The 13041-nt window shown below is 69.3% G+C and carries 15 protein-coding genes; 1 reads left to right on the top strand and 14 read right to left on the bottom strand.

The features are described from left to right. Positions 1 to 5: 5 nt before the first annotated feature. From IPJ17_00185 to trbB, 6 genes are read right to left on the bottom strand one after another with little or no spacing between them, the layout of a single operon-like run. Positions 6 to 398 carry a hypothetical protein gene (locus tag IPJ17_00185; protein ID QQR74061.1) on the bottom strand — a complete coding sequence of 131 codons (393 nt, stop codon included), beginning with the start codon at positions 396 to 398 and terminating at the stop codon, positions 6 to 8. Further along, the gene (trbJ, locus tag IPJ17_00180) at positions 395 to 1204 is read right to left on the bottom strand and encodes a P-type conjugative transfer protein TrbJ (GenBank protein QQR74060.1); all 810 of its coding nucleotides are present in this window, start codon (positions 1202 to 1204) and stop codon (positions 395 to 397) included. The genes IPJ17_00185 and trbJ overlap by 4 nt, the downstream gene beginning before the upstream one ends. Next, positions 1192 to 3654: a hypothetical protein gene (locus IPJ17_00175; protein ID QQR74059.1), complete on the bottom strand. Its 2463-nt coding sequence runs from the start codon at positions 3652 to 3654 to the stop codon at positions 1192 to 1194. Before IPJ17_00175 ends, trbJ begins: the two co-directional genes overlap by 13 nt. Then, positions 3651 to 3989, bottom strand: coding sequence for a VirB3 family type IV secretion system protein (locus IPJ17_00170; protein ID QQR74058.1), 339 nt, complete (start codon positions 3987 to 3989; stop codon positions 3651 to 3653). Before IPJ17_00170 ends, IPJ17_00175 begins: the two co-directional genes overlap by 4 nt. Then, positions 3986 to 4306 (bottom strand): TrbC/VirB2 family protein, encoded by a 321-nt coding sequence (locus IPJ17_00165; GenBank protein ID QQR74057.1) that lies wholly within the window; start codon positions 4304 to 4306, stop codon positions 3986 to 3988. The genes IPJ17_00170 and IPJ17_00165 overlap by 4 nt, the downstream gene beginning before the upstream one ends. Before the next feature lie 6 nt (positions 4307 to 4312). Continuing rightward, complete coding sequence (gene trbB, locus IPJ17_00160; GenBank protein ID QQR74056.1) at positions 4313 to 5296, bottom strand: P-type conjugative transfer ATPase TrbB; 984 nt, start codon at positions 5294 to 5296, stop codon at positions 4313 to 4315. A gap of 169 nt (positions 5297 to 5465) precedes the next feature. Here trbB and IPJ17_00155 point away from each other — a divergent pair, with 169 nt between their 5' ends. Further along, entirely contained in the window at positions 5466 to 5981 is a 516-nt protein-coding gene (locus IPJ17_00155) for a DUF4062 domain-containing protein (GenBank protein QQR74055.1), read from the top strand. A 30-nt stretch (positions 5982 to 6011) separates the two neighbouring features. Here the strand turns inward: IPJ17_00155 and IPJ17_00150 are convergent, their stop codons facing one another. The 8 genes from IPJ17_00150 to ssb form a co-directional block, all read right to left on the bottom strand. Then, positions 6012 to 6458, bottom strand: a complete 447-nt coding sequence (locus tag IPJ17_00150) for a hypothetical protein (GenBank protein QQR76040.1) — start codon at positions 6456 to 6458, stop codon at positions 6012 to 6014. A 73-nt stretch (positions 6459 to 6531) separates the two neighbouring features. Next, complete coding sequence (locus IPJ17_00145; GenBank protein QQR74054.1) at positions 6532 to 8613, bottom strand: type IV secretory system conjugative DNA transfer family protein; 2082 nt, start codon at positions 8611 to 8613, stop codon at positions 6532 to 6534. Next, positions 8610 to 9137 (bottom strand): conjugative transfer signal peptidase TraF, encoded by a 528-nt coding sequence (traF, locus tag IPJ17_00140; GenBank protein ID QQR74053.1) that lies wholly within the window; start codon positions 9135 to 9137, stop codon positions 8610 to 8612. Before traF ends, IPJ17_00145 begins: the two co-directional genes overlap by 4 nt. After that, positions 9134 to 11371: a relaxase/mobilization nuclease domain-containing protein gene (locus IPJ17_00135; GenBank protein QQR74052.1), complete on the bottom strand. Its 2238-nt coding sequence runs from the start codon at positions 11369 to 11371 to the stop codon at positions 9134 to 9136. The genes traF and IPJ17_00135 overlap by 4 nt, the downstream gene beginning before the upstream one ends. Beyond that, positions 11368 to 11730 carry a plasmid mobilization relaxosome protein MobC gene (mobC, locus tag IPJ17_00130; protein ID QQR74051.1) on the bottom strand — a complete coding sequence of 121 codons (363 nt, stop codon included), beginning with the start codon at positions 11728 to 11730 and terminating at the stop codon, positions 11368 to 11370. Before mobC ends, IPJ17_00135 begins: the two co-directional genes overlap by 4 nt. 425 nt (positions 11731 to 12155) lie before the next feature. Further along, the gene (locus IPJ17_00125) at positions 12156 to 12401 is read right to left on the bottom strand and encodes a hypothetical protein (GenBank protein ID QQR74050.1); all 246 of its coding nucleotides are present in this window, start codon (positions 12399 to 12401) and stop codon (positions 12156 to 12158) included. A 31-nt stretch (positions 12402 to 12432) separates the two neighbouring features. Next, positions 12433 to 12579 (bottom strand): hypothetical protein, encoded by a 147-nt coding sequence (locus IPJ17_00120; GenBank protein QQR74049.1) that lies wholly within the window; start codon positions 12577 to 12579, stop codon positions 12433 to 12435. 112 nt (positions 12580 to 12691) lie between these two features. After that, the gene (gene ssb, locus IPJ17_00115) at positions 12692 to 13039 is read right to left on the bottom strand and encodes a single-stranded DNA-binding protein (GenBank protein ID QQR74048.1); all 348 of its coding nucleotides are present in this window, start codon (positions 13037 to 13039) and stop codon (positions 12692 to 12694) included. Between the last annotated feature and the right edge of the window lie 2 nt (positions 13040 to 13041).

Here is a 13041-nt window from a genome sequence, read left to right as displayed (position 1 = left end):
GCGCCTCAGTTCGATCCGCCGGGAGCCAGGCCGGGGCGGCTCCCCGGAGGCGCGAGGTGTTTGCTCTGCTCGAGGAGGATCTGGAGCTGGCGCTTGGCCGCCTTGGCCGCCTGCTCGAGCTCGAGCGTCGAGAGCACCAGGCCGACGGTCTGGCAGTTGGGTGCGGCGGAGTTTCCCGGCGTTCGGCAGTAAGCAACCGCGTCCTGCCAGAGAGCGGTCGACTGGATCGCCTCCCGATTCCAGAAGGCGCCGTCATAGCGCGCCGAGCGCACCGGCGACCGGAGCGAGGCGAGCGGATCGTCGCCGTTGGCGAGCGCCTCGGCGCTCGGCTTGCCGCAGCCGGCGGAGACGAGCGCCAACGCGACGACGGCGAGGATCGGCTTGAGCGGGAGCCTCATCGCGACCCCCGGACGGCCGCGCGAGCGCAGCCGAAGCAGGCCCACGGCCAGTCGGCGGGAACGCCCCGGGCGCCACGGCTGCCGTCGTACGGCGGCACGTCGCCGACGCCGTTAGCGATCCACTGGCTGGCGGTAGCGCGATCGGCCGCCTCGCGGTCCACCTGGTAGGCCCAGTAGACCGCCTGGACGTTGGCCTGGAGCGAGAGCTGCTGGCTGATCTTCCCGAGCTGGCTCGCCTGCTGATGGAGGAACTCGTTCGCGGCCTGGAGCGCTTTGAGGTTGCCGTCGGCGCCCTGAGCGTCGGCGGCGAGGCCGGCCAGGATGTCCTGCGAGGGGATCGCGTCTTCGGAGATCTGCTTGAGCGCGTCCAGCGAATAGCGGAGGGTGTCGAGGGTCCGACGATTCCGGTGCTCGAAGACCTCGAGCCAGTCGTCCTCCAGAATCGGCTCGTAGCCCGGGAAGGTCTCCGCGAACTGAGCGTCGATGTCGTAGAGCGTGTGACCGAGCGACTCGCCGTATTGGATCACCTCGTTGACCGCCGCCGCGAGGCCGACCAGGTTGCGGAACGACATCTCGTCGAAGCGGTCGAGATTCTTCACCATCGTCGCGTAGCGCTGGTAGTCGTTCACGAGCTGCTGGTACCGCTGGTAGATCTCGTAGACCTGCTGGATCACCTGCGTCGCGTTCTCCACCCAGTTGACGGCGTCGTAGACCAGCCACTGCGCCTTAGCCGGGCGAGGGGCGACGACGCCCGAGACGAGACAGAGCAGGACTCCCGCGAGGACCGTGTGCTTCAGCCGGCGCATGCAAGGCTCCTTTCGTTGGGATCAGTGGCCCGGGCGGCCATCCGGTCGGCCCACCGGTCGAGCCCGCGCTGGCGGACCCAGGCGCGGGGCCAGTCCGGACCATAGGTGGCGCGGAGCTCGCGGATCGCGCGCAAGTCCTCACGCCCGGTGGCGCCGACGAAGGCGAGCGCCAACGGACCGAGCGTCAGATCCATGAGCCGGTTGCCGAGCGGCGAGGTGTAGTAGTAGTCGCGCTTCTTGGCGCCCTGGGCGACGATCTCGATCTCGCGCTCGTTGAGGCCAATGGCGCGGTAGATCGCTGCCCCCTGCTCGGAGCCCGCCTCGCTGTTCGGGAGCAGGATCTTCGTCGGGCAGCTCTCGTAGATGACGTGGCGCTTCGGCGAGGCGTGGATGTCCGCGAGGCTCTGGGTGACGAAGACGACCGCGGCGTTGTACTTGCGGAGCTCCTTCAACCAGAGCTGGATCCTCTCCGCGAAGAGCTCGTGGAGCAGGTAGGTCCACGCCTCCTCGAGGAGGATCAGCGTCGGTCGTCCGTCGAGGCGCTGCTCGATCCGGTGAAAGAGGTAGAGCAGCGCCGGGATCACGATCCGGTCGCCGAGCTCCATCAGGTGGGACATCTCGAAGACCTGGAAGCGCCCGTTGCGCAGGCCGTCGCTCTGGGCGTCGAGGAGGGCGCCGAAGTTGCCCTTCAGGGTGTAGGGCCGCAACGCCTGGCGTAGGTTCGGGTCCTGGAGCTTGACCTGGAGATCCGTCAGCGTGCGCGACGGCGACGCGGCGAGGAGACCGAGCGCGTGGTCGATCGCGCCGCGATGGGCGGGCGTGACGACCACGCCCTGGAGCGTCATCAGCGTCTCCACCCACTCGGCGGCCCAGGTCCGCTCCGCCGACCGGTCGATCTCGGCGAGCGGATAGAAGGCGAGCCCCTCGAGTGACTCGGCCGCGATGTCGTAGTGGTGGCCTCCGCACGCCGAGACCAGGGGGAACGACGAGTAGCCCTTGTCGAAGGTGAAGACCTGGGCGTCCGGATAGCGGAAGAACTGCGCCTGGATCAGTCCGAGCAAAGTGCTTTTCCCGGCTCCGGTCGGGCCGAGGACGAGGGTATGCCCGACGTCCGAGACGTGGAGGTTGAGCCGGAACGGCGTCGAGCCGCTCGTCGCCGCCCACAGGAGCGCCGGGCTGCCCGCCGGGTAGTAGCCGCACGGATTGGACGGCAGCCCAGGCCAGACGCTCGTCGTCGGCAGGAGATCCGCCAAGTTGAGCGTGCTGATGAGCGGCCGGCGGACGTTCGGATGGGCATGAGAGGGCAGACTCGAGCGGAAGGCCTCGAGCGCGTTGACCCGCTCGATCCGCGCCGCGAAGCCGCGGTTGTGGATCTCCTTGAGGACGAGGCGCGCCGACGATTCGACCTCGTTTTCGTCCTCGGCCATGAGGACGAGCATCGTGGTGTAGAAGCCGTAGCGGACGGCACCGCCGAGGCACTCGGCGAGCGCCTCGTCGGCGTCCTCGGCCATCCGGACCGCGTCCCGGTTCACGAACTTCGGCTCGGCGGCCTTCTCCTCAGTGGTGATCGCCTCCTTGATCAGACCTCCGAGGCCCTTGCGCTTCTGCCACCAGTTCCGCCGGTAGAGCCGGATGTGCTTCGCCGCCGACTCGGGGTCGAGCGGCAGGAAGCGGTGCGACAGCCGGTACTCCATCGGGATCCGGTGGAGGAAGTCGAACATCGCCGGGTGCGACTCGTGCGGGAAGCCGGTTATCGACACCGCTCGGAGGTGGCGGTCGCCGACCCGCGGGCTGAATCCACCGTAGAGGTCCTGCGACGCGAGGAGCACGTCGAGGTAGCACGGCGTCTCGGGAACCGCCACGCGGTGGTAGAGGCCGGTGAGGCAGGTGTGGAGATGCGTGAGCAACGCCTCGGAGCTGAGCCGGGTCAGTGCCAACGAAGCCGAGAGGCGGTCCTCGATGTCCTCGAGCCGGTCGACGAAGGTATCGACCTGCGCCCGCCAGTCCGGTCCCTTGCGGTCCTCGCCGCTGACGAACCAGCGGGCGAGGCTCGACTGCAGCTCGTCTGGGGGTAGCCACGAGACGCACAGCGCGTAGGTCGTCTCGTAGTTGCGGCGGCCCGACTCGTACTGCTCGCGCCGCTCTTCGTCGAGAAGCTCGGACACTGGGTCGGGGAATGGCCCCGGCGGCGGGTAGTCGCGGCTCGGCCGGCGGATGGCATCCGCGTTGAGGATCCACTCGTCGCCGAGCGGCAGGAGCGCCTGGTTGAAGTGCTGCGAGAGAAGCGCCAGCTCTTCGGCCGTCGCGGCGTCGAGGTCCGGTCCCGTGTAGCTCCAGCCGGCGAGGAAGGAGCCGTCCTTGTTGACGACGATTCCTTCTCCGACGAGGGCCGCCCAGTTGAGGAGGTCGGCGAGCCCCTGGGGCTTCCTCCGATGCTCGCGCAGGATCATCGGGTGTCGCCCCGGAAGGCCGGCACGCGCGCGAGCGGCGCCCCGAGCGCCGCAACCGCCGGGTAGAACGGCTGATAGAGGCGGTGCCGGGCGAAGACTCGGGTGGCCTGCGGGTCCTGGCGACCGATCCAGACCAGGATGCGATGGCCCACCGTGCCGAGCAGCAGAGCGAGGGCGAGGCTCGCGAAGCGGAAGCCGACACCGAAGAGCAGCGCCGCGATCAGGCTCACCTCGATGATCACGAGATCCCGCTCGGCGCCGCCCAGCAGGATCGGCCGGGTCAGCGAGCTGTGGAGCGGCACCGTACGGAGCGACCGCCGCTTCACGGTGCTCAAAGAACGGCTCCGGAAAACCCGAGCGCGGTGACGAAGCTGACGGCACCGAGGGCGACGCCGGCGCCGAAGATGACCTGCGACACGCGGCGCATGCCGGTGCCGTGATCGGAGAGAGCCCACATCACGCCGGCCAGGGCGACGGCGATGATGATGATCGCGCTCGCGACCGGACCGGTGAGGTTCTCCTGGATGCGGATCAACGGCTCGTCCCAGGGCATCGACGTGCCGCCGGTCGTGGCGAAAGCCGCCGGCGACCCGAGCGCCCAGAGCGCGGCGAGCGCCCCCAACTTCGTTGCCTTCTCCCTCCACTGGTTCATGGCGTGTCACTCCTCCTCGGTAGGCCGAGCCGCGGGCGGCTCGAGTTGGAAGCTGCCGTCGCCGGCGAGGCCGGCGACGCGAACGAGCTCGGAGACGCGGCGCCCGCGGCTCCCTCCCTCGATGTGGACGACGAGGCCGACAGTGTCGGCGATCAGGGCGCGCTGAGAGGGCACACCGGCCTCCTGCGCGAGCTGGTCGAGGCGGGAGAGCGCCGCGACCGCGTTGTTGGCGTGCACCGTGGTGCAGCCGCCCGGGTGGCCGGTGTTCCAGGCCTTGAGAAGGTCGAGCGCCTCGCGCCCGCGAACCTCACCGATGATGATCCGGTCGGGATTGAGGCGCATCGTCGCCTTGACGAGCGTCGCGAGGTCGACGTGGCGCGTCGTGCGGAGCGCGGTGTGGTTCTCGGCGGTGCACTGGAGCTCGACCGTGTCCTCGAGCAGGATGAAGCGCTCGCTCGGCTCGCCGAGGCGCACCATCTCGTCGAGGATCGCGTTGACGAGCGTCGTCTTGCCGGAGCCGGTGCCTCCAGAGACGAGGATGTTCCGCCGCTCGGCGATGGCCGAGCGCAGGAGCTCGGCCTGCTCCACGGTCATCGAGCCCGATTCGATGTAGTGCGAGAGCGGGAAGACCCGCGTCGCCCGCTTGCGGATCGCGAAGCACGGGCGCGCGACGAGCGGCGGCACCATGCCCTCGATCCGGCTCCCGTCGAGCGGCAGCTCGGCCTCGATGATCGGATGCTCGGAGTCGATCTGGGTCCCGAGCATCCCGGCGATCGAGGCGAGGATCGCCTCCGCCTCCTGCGGCAGGAACCGAGCGCCGGAGTCGTACATCCCCTCCGTGCGCGAGTCGAGCCAGATCCGCCCGTCCGGGTTGAGGAGCACCTCGACCACGTCCTCGTCGCCGAGGGCGCGGACGATGGTCTCCCCCAGCTCCCGGATCAGCCCTTCAGTCCACCGCTGCCGCTGCTCGTCGTGTGCCCCGTGCCGCATGGGTCGGGACACTACACAAGCGTTGAGTTGATGTCAACGTCCGTTGAGTTCGTCCCGCCTCGCACCAGCCCTAGCGCTCGATCAGAGCACTCCTACCGATGTTGGATAGGATCCCCTAGGTGCTCCGAGCGGCAGCCCTGTACACGCTCACCAGGCGTCGTGGTACCCGATGAGGATCTTTCTCTCAGGTACTGATGACGTCTTTGACGTGCTGACCTATCTGTGTGATCAGCTAGAGGACCAAGGCCACACGCCTCTCTGGTTCCATCGACCAGACTTTCCGCATCTCAGCGCCAACGCGATGGACAACTGCCTCGAGGTCGTCAAGACGGCCAATCGATTCGCTCTTGTGCTGCACCGGCGCTACGGTCTCCCGCACGTGTCCGGTGTGTCCATCACGGAAGCGGAGTACAACGTCGCTTTCGACCTTGGACTTCCTTGCCTTGTCTTCGTCAGGAGCAGCACTTGGTACGAATCTGACACCTATCACAGGGCCAAGAAGCCGGGCATCAACCTCGCCGACGAGGTCTTAGCGCAGATCCTGCACGCCGACGTGGCGCTGCTACAGTTCATTGACCGCCTGCAACATCAGAGGAGGTCGGGGAGGCCCGAGGTTCCTTGGATCACGGCCTTCGATCACGCCAAGACGGTCGGCGAGTGCCTTCAAAAAAAGTGGGCGACTTAGATTCGAACAAGGTCGCAGACCCGAGCTAGCTCAGTAGGCGAGGCGATTGACTGCCGCGACGCTCTTCTGAATCTCGCGCAGTTTCGACAGTGAGATTGTCCGCTGGCCATTCTTGCGACGAGGGCTCAGGTGGCTGAGCAGGAGACGGCCGGGCCCATTGAACTCGTGGTGCATCTCCCCGTCCGGAGAGATCCGGAGTACCAAGACATGCACGTCACCAGGATCTTCGCTGAACGCAATCCTGGTTGCCCCACCACGCTTCCCACTCGTCGCTTTGAGCTCGACGGCTCTACCGTCTTCAGCGTGAGCGTCCCGACCCATCTTGGATGGTGACTCGAGGCGGAGGCCGTAGTGAGCGGCTGCCAGAACCTCACCGATGGAGCCCATCGTATGTCCATCTGGAGTGAAGGGCCGTCCGGGGAACAACGCCTCAAGATCAGCGCAGGTTCGGAATAGCCGCTGGATCAGCTCCCTCACTCTTGCTGCCTTCTCGTCGTCCACGATCGTCCTCCCGACTCAATCCTTGCGTCCGTTTCTCTCGCTGGCTCGGCTACCCGCGGTCCAGTCCCCGATGGTGCTCAGCCCCGAGATCCCTCCCGAGGTCCCGTAGTTCACCTTCGATGCACTCGGTGTCCGCGACCACCTCTGAGGGACATTGGCGCGTTGTCCATGCCTTGGCCAGCGACGCCACGTAGTCCGAGGCTCCCGGGGCCATAATCGTAGCTCTCTCGGAGAAGCGGGCGTCGTCAAAGTACCGCAGCTTCTCCGCGTAGATTGGCTGCCGCCCCGCCACGAAGACAACCTCGTGATCGGCGTCCAGGCGCATCGCCTCGTCGGGGGTGAGCAGCCGGCGCCGGATCTCCTGCTGGGTGATGCTGCGGTCGGGGACCAAACCGCCTCCGCGGTAGGAGACCTGCTTATGCCGGACCGTCGTGTCGCCCGCCATCTGGGAGAGGAGCTCGGCGGTCTCGGGCTTGTTGGCGGCGAAGGCAATCCGGACGTGGCAGTTGGCGGTGATCGACTCCTGCCTGCCGTAGACGCCCTGGTGTTGCGACAGGTCCTGCGTAATGAGCATCGCCCGGATGCCGTAGCCGGCGAGGTAGGCCAGGGACTCCTGGAAGAACTGGAGCTTGCCGAGGGCCGGGAACTCGTCGAGCATGAGGAGGAGCGGGTGCTTGCCCGCTCCCCTGCCCCGGCCCTCCGAAAAGTCCATCCGCTCCGTCAGCCGCCGGCACGCCTGGTTGAGGAGCAGCCGGACCAGAGGGCGCGTTCGACTCAGGTCCGAAGGTGGGACTGTGAGGTAGAGGCTCACCGGCCGGTCGTGGTCGACGAGGTCCTCGAGCGCGAAGTCCGAGACCGCCGTGTTCTGCGCCAGGATCGGGTCTCGGTAAAGATCGAGGAAGCTGAGCGCGGTCGAGAGGACCCCCGACCGTTCGTTGGGCGACTTGTCCATGAGGGCGCGCGCCGCGGCGGCGATCGTGGGGTGCGTGCGGAGCCACTCGCCCGTCACCGGGTCGCGCCAGCCGGGATGCCCCGGCGGCGCGTGCTCGGTGCCGAGCATCGCCTCGAGGCTCAGGTCGATCGGCCGGTCGGGTCGCGCCAGGAAGTGTGCGCAGCCGGCGAGGGTCTTCTCCTTCTCGGCGTAGAGCACGTGCAGGATGAGCCCCACCAGGAGCGAGTGCGCCGTGCGGTCCCAGTGGTCGCGGATCCGGTCGCCGTTCGGGTCGACGAGGATGTCCGCGACGTTCTGCGCGTCGCGAACCTCCTGATCGCCCATCCGGATCTCGAGGAGCGGGTTGTAGCGCGCGCCCGAGCCGTCCGAGCAGGTGGGATCGAACTTGAGGCAGAGGCTGCCGAGCTCGCGGCTCCGCCAGCCGGCCGAGAGCACCCAGTTCTCCCCCTTCATATCGTGGACGAGCACCGAGTGCGGCCAGGTGAGGAGATTCGGCACGACGAGCGAGACGCCCTTGCCGCTCCGCGTCGGGGCGAAGACGAAGACGTGTTCCGGGCCGTCGTGGCGGAGGACGCGGCCGCCACGCCCCGGCCACTGACCGAGAATCAGGCCCTGCTCGGCGAACAGGCCCGCCTCGCGCGCTTCCCGCTCCGTCGCCCAACGCGCCGAGCCGTGGAGGTCGGACTGCGGCCGGAGCCGCCGAAGAACGATCGCGACGACCACGGCAGACACCAACGCGGCGATGCCCGTCGCAAGTCCGAGAATCCGAAAGTCGGCCCGCCAGAACTCCCGCGCCGCGGGTGTGGCGTTCAAGCGCCGCGCCCACACCAGGAAGTGAAACGGCGTGTAGATCGGGCCCAGCGACCAGGCGAAGGCGCCGGCGCCGAGGGCCGCGACGATTGGCGTCAACAGGCGGGTCCGTCTCGGGACGAGCAGCAGAAGGGCGGCGCCCCAGAGCCCCCAGGCCACGAGATTCAGGATCTCCTCGCGGCCAGTCAATGCCGGGAGCCAGGGCTGGCCGAGCGCGGAGTGGAAACCGAGCCGCTGCGCCGCGTGCTGCGTGAGTCCCCAGGTCGTCAGCACGCCGATCGCGACGACGGCGCCGATCCCGCGCGCGATGACGCCCTTCGGCGTCAGCTCGGCTCGCGCCGTCAGACGATAGCCAGGCTGGCCGCTCATTGAATCGTCATCACCGGCACGACGACGGCCTTCACGCACTCGAGCGGCACTGGACCGAAGTAGCGACTGTCCCAGCTGCGGTCCTCGAACGGTGAGTGGAGCCAGAGCTCCCCCGGCCGAAGCCTCTGAGCCAAGCCAGGAAAGGCGGCGAGTGGGCGGCCACCTCGGTCTCGTTCGAGAGGAACGCTGTGCGGAAGAAGGTCGCCATTGACGGCGACTCCCGCCCGCATCACCTCGACGAGATCACCGGCGGTCGCGACCACGGCCTTGAGCACTGGCTCGACTCCGTCCGCACACGAGCCGGCCCCGAGATAGCCGCGCTCGAGGCCGAACCTCGCGATCTCGCTCGGCAGGCAGACCGCCACCCAGGCACCGGTCGTGACCCTGCCGTCGACCGAGCGGTAGAGCCCGCGCGGCATACTCGTCGAAAGGTTCAGCCGGAGTCCGGCGAACTGCGGCACCGCGTAGACGAGCATGAAGAGGGCAACGGCGACGAGTGGAGCACGCGTCCGCCACCGGCTCATCGACCCCGCTCCTGCGACAGCTCCCGCGCGATCGTGCGGATGATCAAGAGCGCCTTGACCACGGCGATCGGCGCCTTGACGGCGGTCGCGAGCGCCTGGACGGTGAGCGAGACAGTCTTCTCGACCGCCCGGCCAGGCTGAACCGTGGCGAGGGCGCGTGCCACGACTCGCGTGCCGTGGGCGAGCGTCGCCTCCTTCGAGGCCGTCGCTCTCGCGCCGCGCTCCGCCACCTCGCGCAGCACCACGTGAGGCTCGACTCCGCGCCGGAGCGCCGCCGTCGCCCAGGCGGTGTCGGCTCGCTCGAGATTCGGCGCGTAGGCCGGGTGGCGGTGATAGGTCGAGAGCTCGGGCGTCCCGGTCCTTCGCAACGATTCGCGGAGAGCGGCGGCGGCTAGTCGCTCGTCGGTGGCGCTTCCTCCCAGAGCGACTTCAGGACCGCGAGCCGCTCGGACTCCTCCATTCGCTGAAGGTAGAGGTAGAGCCTCTCCCCGAGCAGCAGCTCCGCGCGCTGGCGCGGCCCCAGCGCCCAGTCGGGCCGGACCAGCGTGATCAGGACGAGCGTCAGGAGTGCGGCTCCCAGTGCCCACACCGCGACCGACGTCAGCCGAGCCCGGCGCGCGCTCGACCGTGTCTCGTGGGCGGTGGGCGGGAGGACCCGGCTCGCTCGCTCGAGCGCTTCGAGCCTCCGGTTCGTCTCCGTGAGCGCGGCCAGGAGCGCGGCCAGGTCGCCCTGGCCCGTCGGGCTCGGTGGCGCCGCCGCGCTCAGCACTTGGTCGTTCGCGGATCGCGCGGAGGCGAGGAAGGTCTCTCGTCGGCTCATAGCTGACTCCCAGGCGCTGCTGGACTCCCGTCCAGGTGAACGCCGGTCCGAGGTCCTGGCCCGGGATCACCTCGTTGCCGAGCCGGTAGGCGATGGCTCGCACCTCGCCGCTGCGCCCGACGAGCGGGAGCGGTCGCACGCCGGCCGCCTCGAGACGGTCGAGGAACCGACTCATCGACGGGCCTCCGGTCGCTGCCGCCCTCACGTAGGCGGCGGTGACGCTCCGCGAGAGAGGTGTCGGGCCGTCGGAGCGCGCCAGAGCAGGCAGCGCCAACCGACCGGCCGAGGTCGCGAGCCGTGCCCCGTAGAGGAGCAAGCCGAGCGGCGACCGAGCGGCGCTCGCGAGATCGAGAACCGGCGCCACGACGGAGAGCCCCGGGGCGTGACGGACCGCGAGTCGCGCCGCCGCTCGCGGCGAGCGGAGAGCGTGCGCGAGGTGAGCGGCGTCGGCCGCGCTGGCGAGTGCCCCCCCGTGACGACGGCTGAGCTCCGAGGCCGCCCGCGCGACCACACTGCGCCGACCGTTCGTGGGAAGCGCTCGAAGCTCCTTCTGCAGTGCCTCGAGGCTTGACGGCGACCAGGGTGACGAGGACCGTGACGACTCCAAACTCGCGCCGGCAGCCACGCGGACGGCGGCGAGATCGCGATCGGGGCGGTAGTCGACCCCGAGACGCTCCTGGAGGCCCCGCCAGGAGTAGGGACGGCCGAGCGCCGAGCCGCGGAAGGAGACGCCGTCCAATCCGTAGGAGATCCCCGAGACGTGCCCGGTGGTGGCGACGCGCGGCACCGCTTCGACGCCGGCCGCGCGGAGTCGCTCGAGGAAGGTGCTCATCGTCGGCCGGTCGGCGGCGGCGCGATCGAGAAGGTCCTGGAGCCGAAGACGCACGCTCACCTCGCCGGTGCGCTCGAGGTGCCGGACCTCCCCGGCTCGCAGGGCGGACTTTTCGACCTCGTGCGCGGACTTGACCTGGGTCAGGCCGTACTCGCGCTCGAGCTGGCGGAGGACTTCCTCGCCGCGGCGATAGTCGTGCGAGTCGGAGACGGCCCGTCCGTCGGCGCCGATGCGCGCCGCGACGATGTGGACGTGATCGTGGTCGGTGTCGCGGTGCCGAACGACGACGAAGGGCGAGCGCCCATAGCCGAGGTGCTCGAGGTACCGCTCCACGACGTCGCGCCACTGCGCGTCGGTGAGCTCCTCGCGCCCACCGGGGCCGTGAGGCAGTGAGAGCGACGAGTGGAAGACCGCGCGCGTCAGACCGGGTCGCAGCTCGCGCCACTCCCCGAACTCCTGCGCGAGCGCTCGGGGATCGGTGCCGTACATGTTGCCGCCGACGAGCTCCGGCGACTTCGCGCGGCCGAAGACGTAGTTCAGGACTCCTCGAAATCCCTTCCCCTTGTGAATGCTCTGGATCACGCGGCCCCCGCCCGGCCGACGAGCGCTTGGCGGACCTCGTGGAGCAGTCGACGAAGCTCCTCGACGATACCGGCCGGAACGCCTTCGGCCTGGCCGCGGTTGATGGCCCGCTGGAGCTGGTTCAGGTTGGCGGCGAGCCGGCCAAGCTCGACCCACTGGTCGGAGGCGATCGGGTCGGGTTGGTGCCGTCGCGGTAGCGGGCGGCCGAGGGAAGCCTCGCGCAGCAACTCGGCGACGGTGATGCCGAGGACGCGGGCCCGCTCGCGCAGTTGGCCGTCCTCGGCGGGAGTAAAGTGCGCGCCGTTCTTGACGACGCGGGCACGCGCCGGGTCCTTGCGCGGGCGACCCCGGCGACTCATCGCCACCTCCCGAGGAGTCCGCCGAGCCGCGAGTTGCAGATTTGCAACTCCGTCCCGTCGAACCTGCCCGCGAGCCCAAGCGAGCGGCGGCCAGACGTTGCCCGCCCGGCGAAAGCCCGGCGCCCGCGGAGGCGGCGACGGGGTTTCCCGGGCCGGGAAACATGGCTGGCTCCGAACCAGCAGTCGTGGTGCCGCTGAACCTCCGGGAGCGGTCGAAGCGGGGAACAGGAAGGGCCGCCGGGGTCCCACGAAGCCGCTCGCCCCCTCGACCGCCGGAGAGTCGCCCGGCCGTCGCTCGCGTCAAGGGTTCGCTGGCGCCGGTCTGTCGACCGCCCTTGACCCGACCGCCTGCGCCGGGCCCTCGACGACTCACGGGCGAGGGGGACGGATGGGCTCAGGGTCCGGATGGGTGTCACCGTGCGGACCTACAGGAAGAGGGTGCTGCGACCGGCCCGCTCGGCGAATCCCACGACCGCTTGGTGAACCGGGAGCGCCGCACGACCTTTGGCGGTCAGTACGACGCGCTCGCGTTGAACGATCCAGCCCGAGCGTCGCCACCGTCGGAGAGTCGCCCGGCTCACCGCGTCGGGGCAGAGCAGCACGTCACCCACCCGCGCCGGCCGACCCAGACCGAGACAGCGATAGAGCCGCTCTCCGGTCGCGAGCGTCATCGCCCCGCAGCCATCCGTCGCGGGCTCGGACTCAGAATCGCGGGCGGACCCGGGAAGCCGCGAGCGCCCCACCCACGACCGCGCCGAGGACGACGAGCGGGAGGGTGAGAAGGACGAGGAGGATGCGGGCCGCGAGTCGCGAGCCGCTTCCGAGATCACGCTTCCATTCATGTCGCACATTGCGCCTCCTGGCGAGAACGACCCCCGACTCGAGGCGAGACGGGGGCGATGTTGGCGGGTGGAGCACGAGCCGACGGAGAGCACACCTCCCCGCCGCCGATCGCGCTCGCCTACGCGGCGGCTTCGCTGGTCCCCGGCGCCCGAGTGAGGGCCTGCCAGGTCTCCGCGACTACTTCGGTGCGGAAGTGCTTGCCGCTCTCGTCTTCCCAGGAGCGCGTCTGGATCCGGCCCTCGACGTAGACGAGCCGGCCCTTCGCCAGGACCGAGGCCACGTTCTCGGCGGTCTTCCCCCAGAAGACGACGCGATGCCACTCCGTCTCCTCCTGGCGGTTGCCTTCGTCGTCGCGCCAGTAGCGAGTCGTCGCCAGGCGAAGGTCCGCGACCTTCGTCCCCTGCGGCGTCGCGCGGACCTCGGGGTCCTGTCCGACGTGACCGATGAGCTGCACTTTGTTCAGCATGG

The sequence above is a fragment of the Holophagales bacterium genome, assembly GCA_016699405.1.
GTDB lineage: Bacteria > Acidobacteriota > Thermoanaerobaculia > Multivoradales > JAGPDF01 > JAAYLR01.
The sequence above is the reverse complement of the archived record's forward strand: the minus strand, read 5'-3'. Positions and strand labels throughout refer to the sequence as shown.

Excerpts from the sequence above, each read along its gene's own strand:
- IPJ17_00185 (QQR74061.1), bottom strand. The coding sequence starts at position 398 with ATGAGGCTCCCGCTCAAGCCGATCCTCGCCGTCGTCGCGTTGGCGCTC.
- trbJ (QQR74060.1), bottom strand. The coding sequence starts at position 1,204 with ATGCGCCGGCTGAAGCACACGGTCCTCGCGGGAGTCCTGCTCTGTCTC.
- IPJ17_00175 (QQR74059.1), bottom strand. The coding sequence starts at position 3,654 with ATGATCCTGCGCGAGCATCGGAGGAAGCCCCAGGGGCTCGCCGACCTC.
- IPJ17_00165 (QQR74057.1), bottom strand. The coding sequence starts at position 4,306 with ATGAACCAGTGGAGGGAGAAGGCAACGAAGTTGGGGGCGCTCGCCGCG.
- trbB (QQR74056.1), bottom strand. The coding sequence starts at position 5,296 with ATGCGGCACGGGGCACACGACGAGCAGCGGCAGCGGTGGACTGAAGGG.
- IPJ17_00155 (QQR74055.1), top strand. The coding sequence starts at position 5,466 with ATGAGGATCTTTCTCTCAGGTACTGATGACGTCTTTGACGTGCTGACC.
- IPJ17_00145 (QQR74054.1), bottom strand. The coding sequence starts at position 8,613 with ATGAGCGGCCAGCCTGGCTATCGTCTGACGGCGCGAGCCGAGCTGACG.
- traF (QQR74053.1), bottom strand. The coding sequence starts at position 9,137 with ATGAGCCGGTGGCGGACGCGTGCTCCACTCGTCGCCGTTGCCCTCTTC.
- mobC (QQR74051.1), bottom strand. The coding sequence starts at position 11,730 with ATGAGTCGCCGGGGTCGCCCGCGCAAGGACCCGGCGCGTGCCCGCGTC.
- IPJ17_00125 (QQR74050.1), bottom strand. The coding sequence starts at position 12,401 with ATGACGCTCGCGACCGGAGAGCGGCTCTATCGCTGTCTCGGTCTGGGT.
- ssb (QQR74048.1), bottom strand. The coding sequence starts at position 13,039 with ATGCTGAACAAAGTGCAGCTCATCGGTCACGTCGGACAGGACCCCGAG.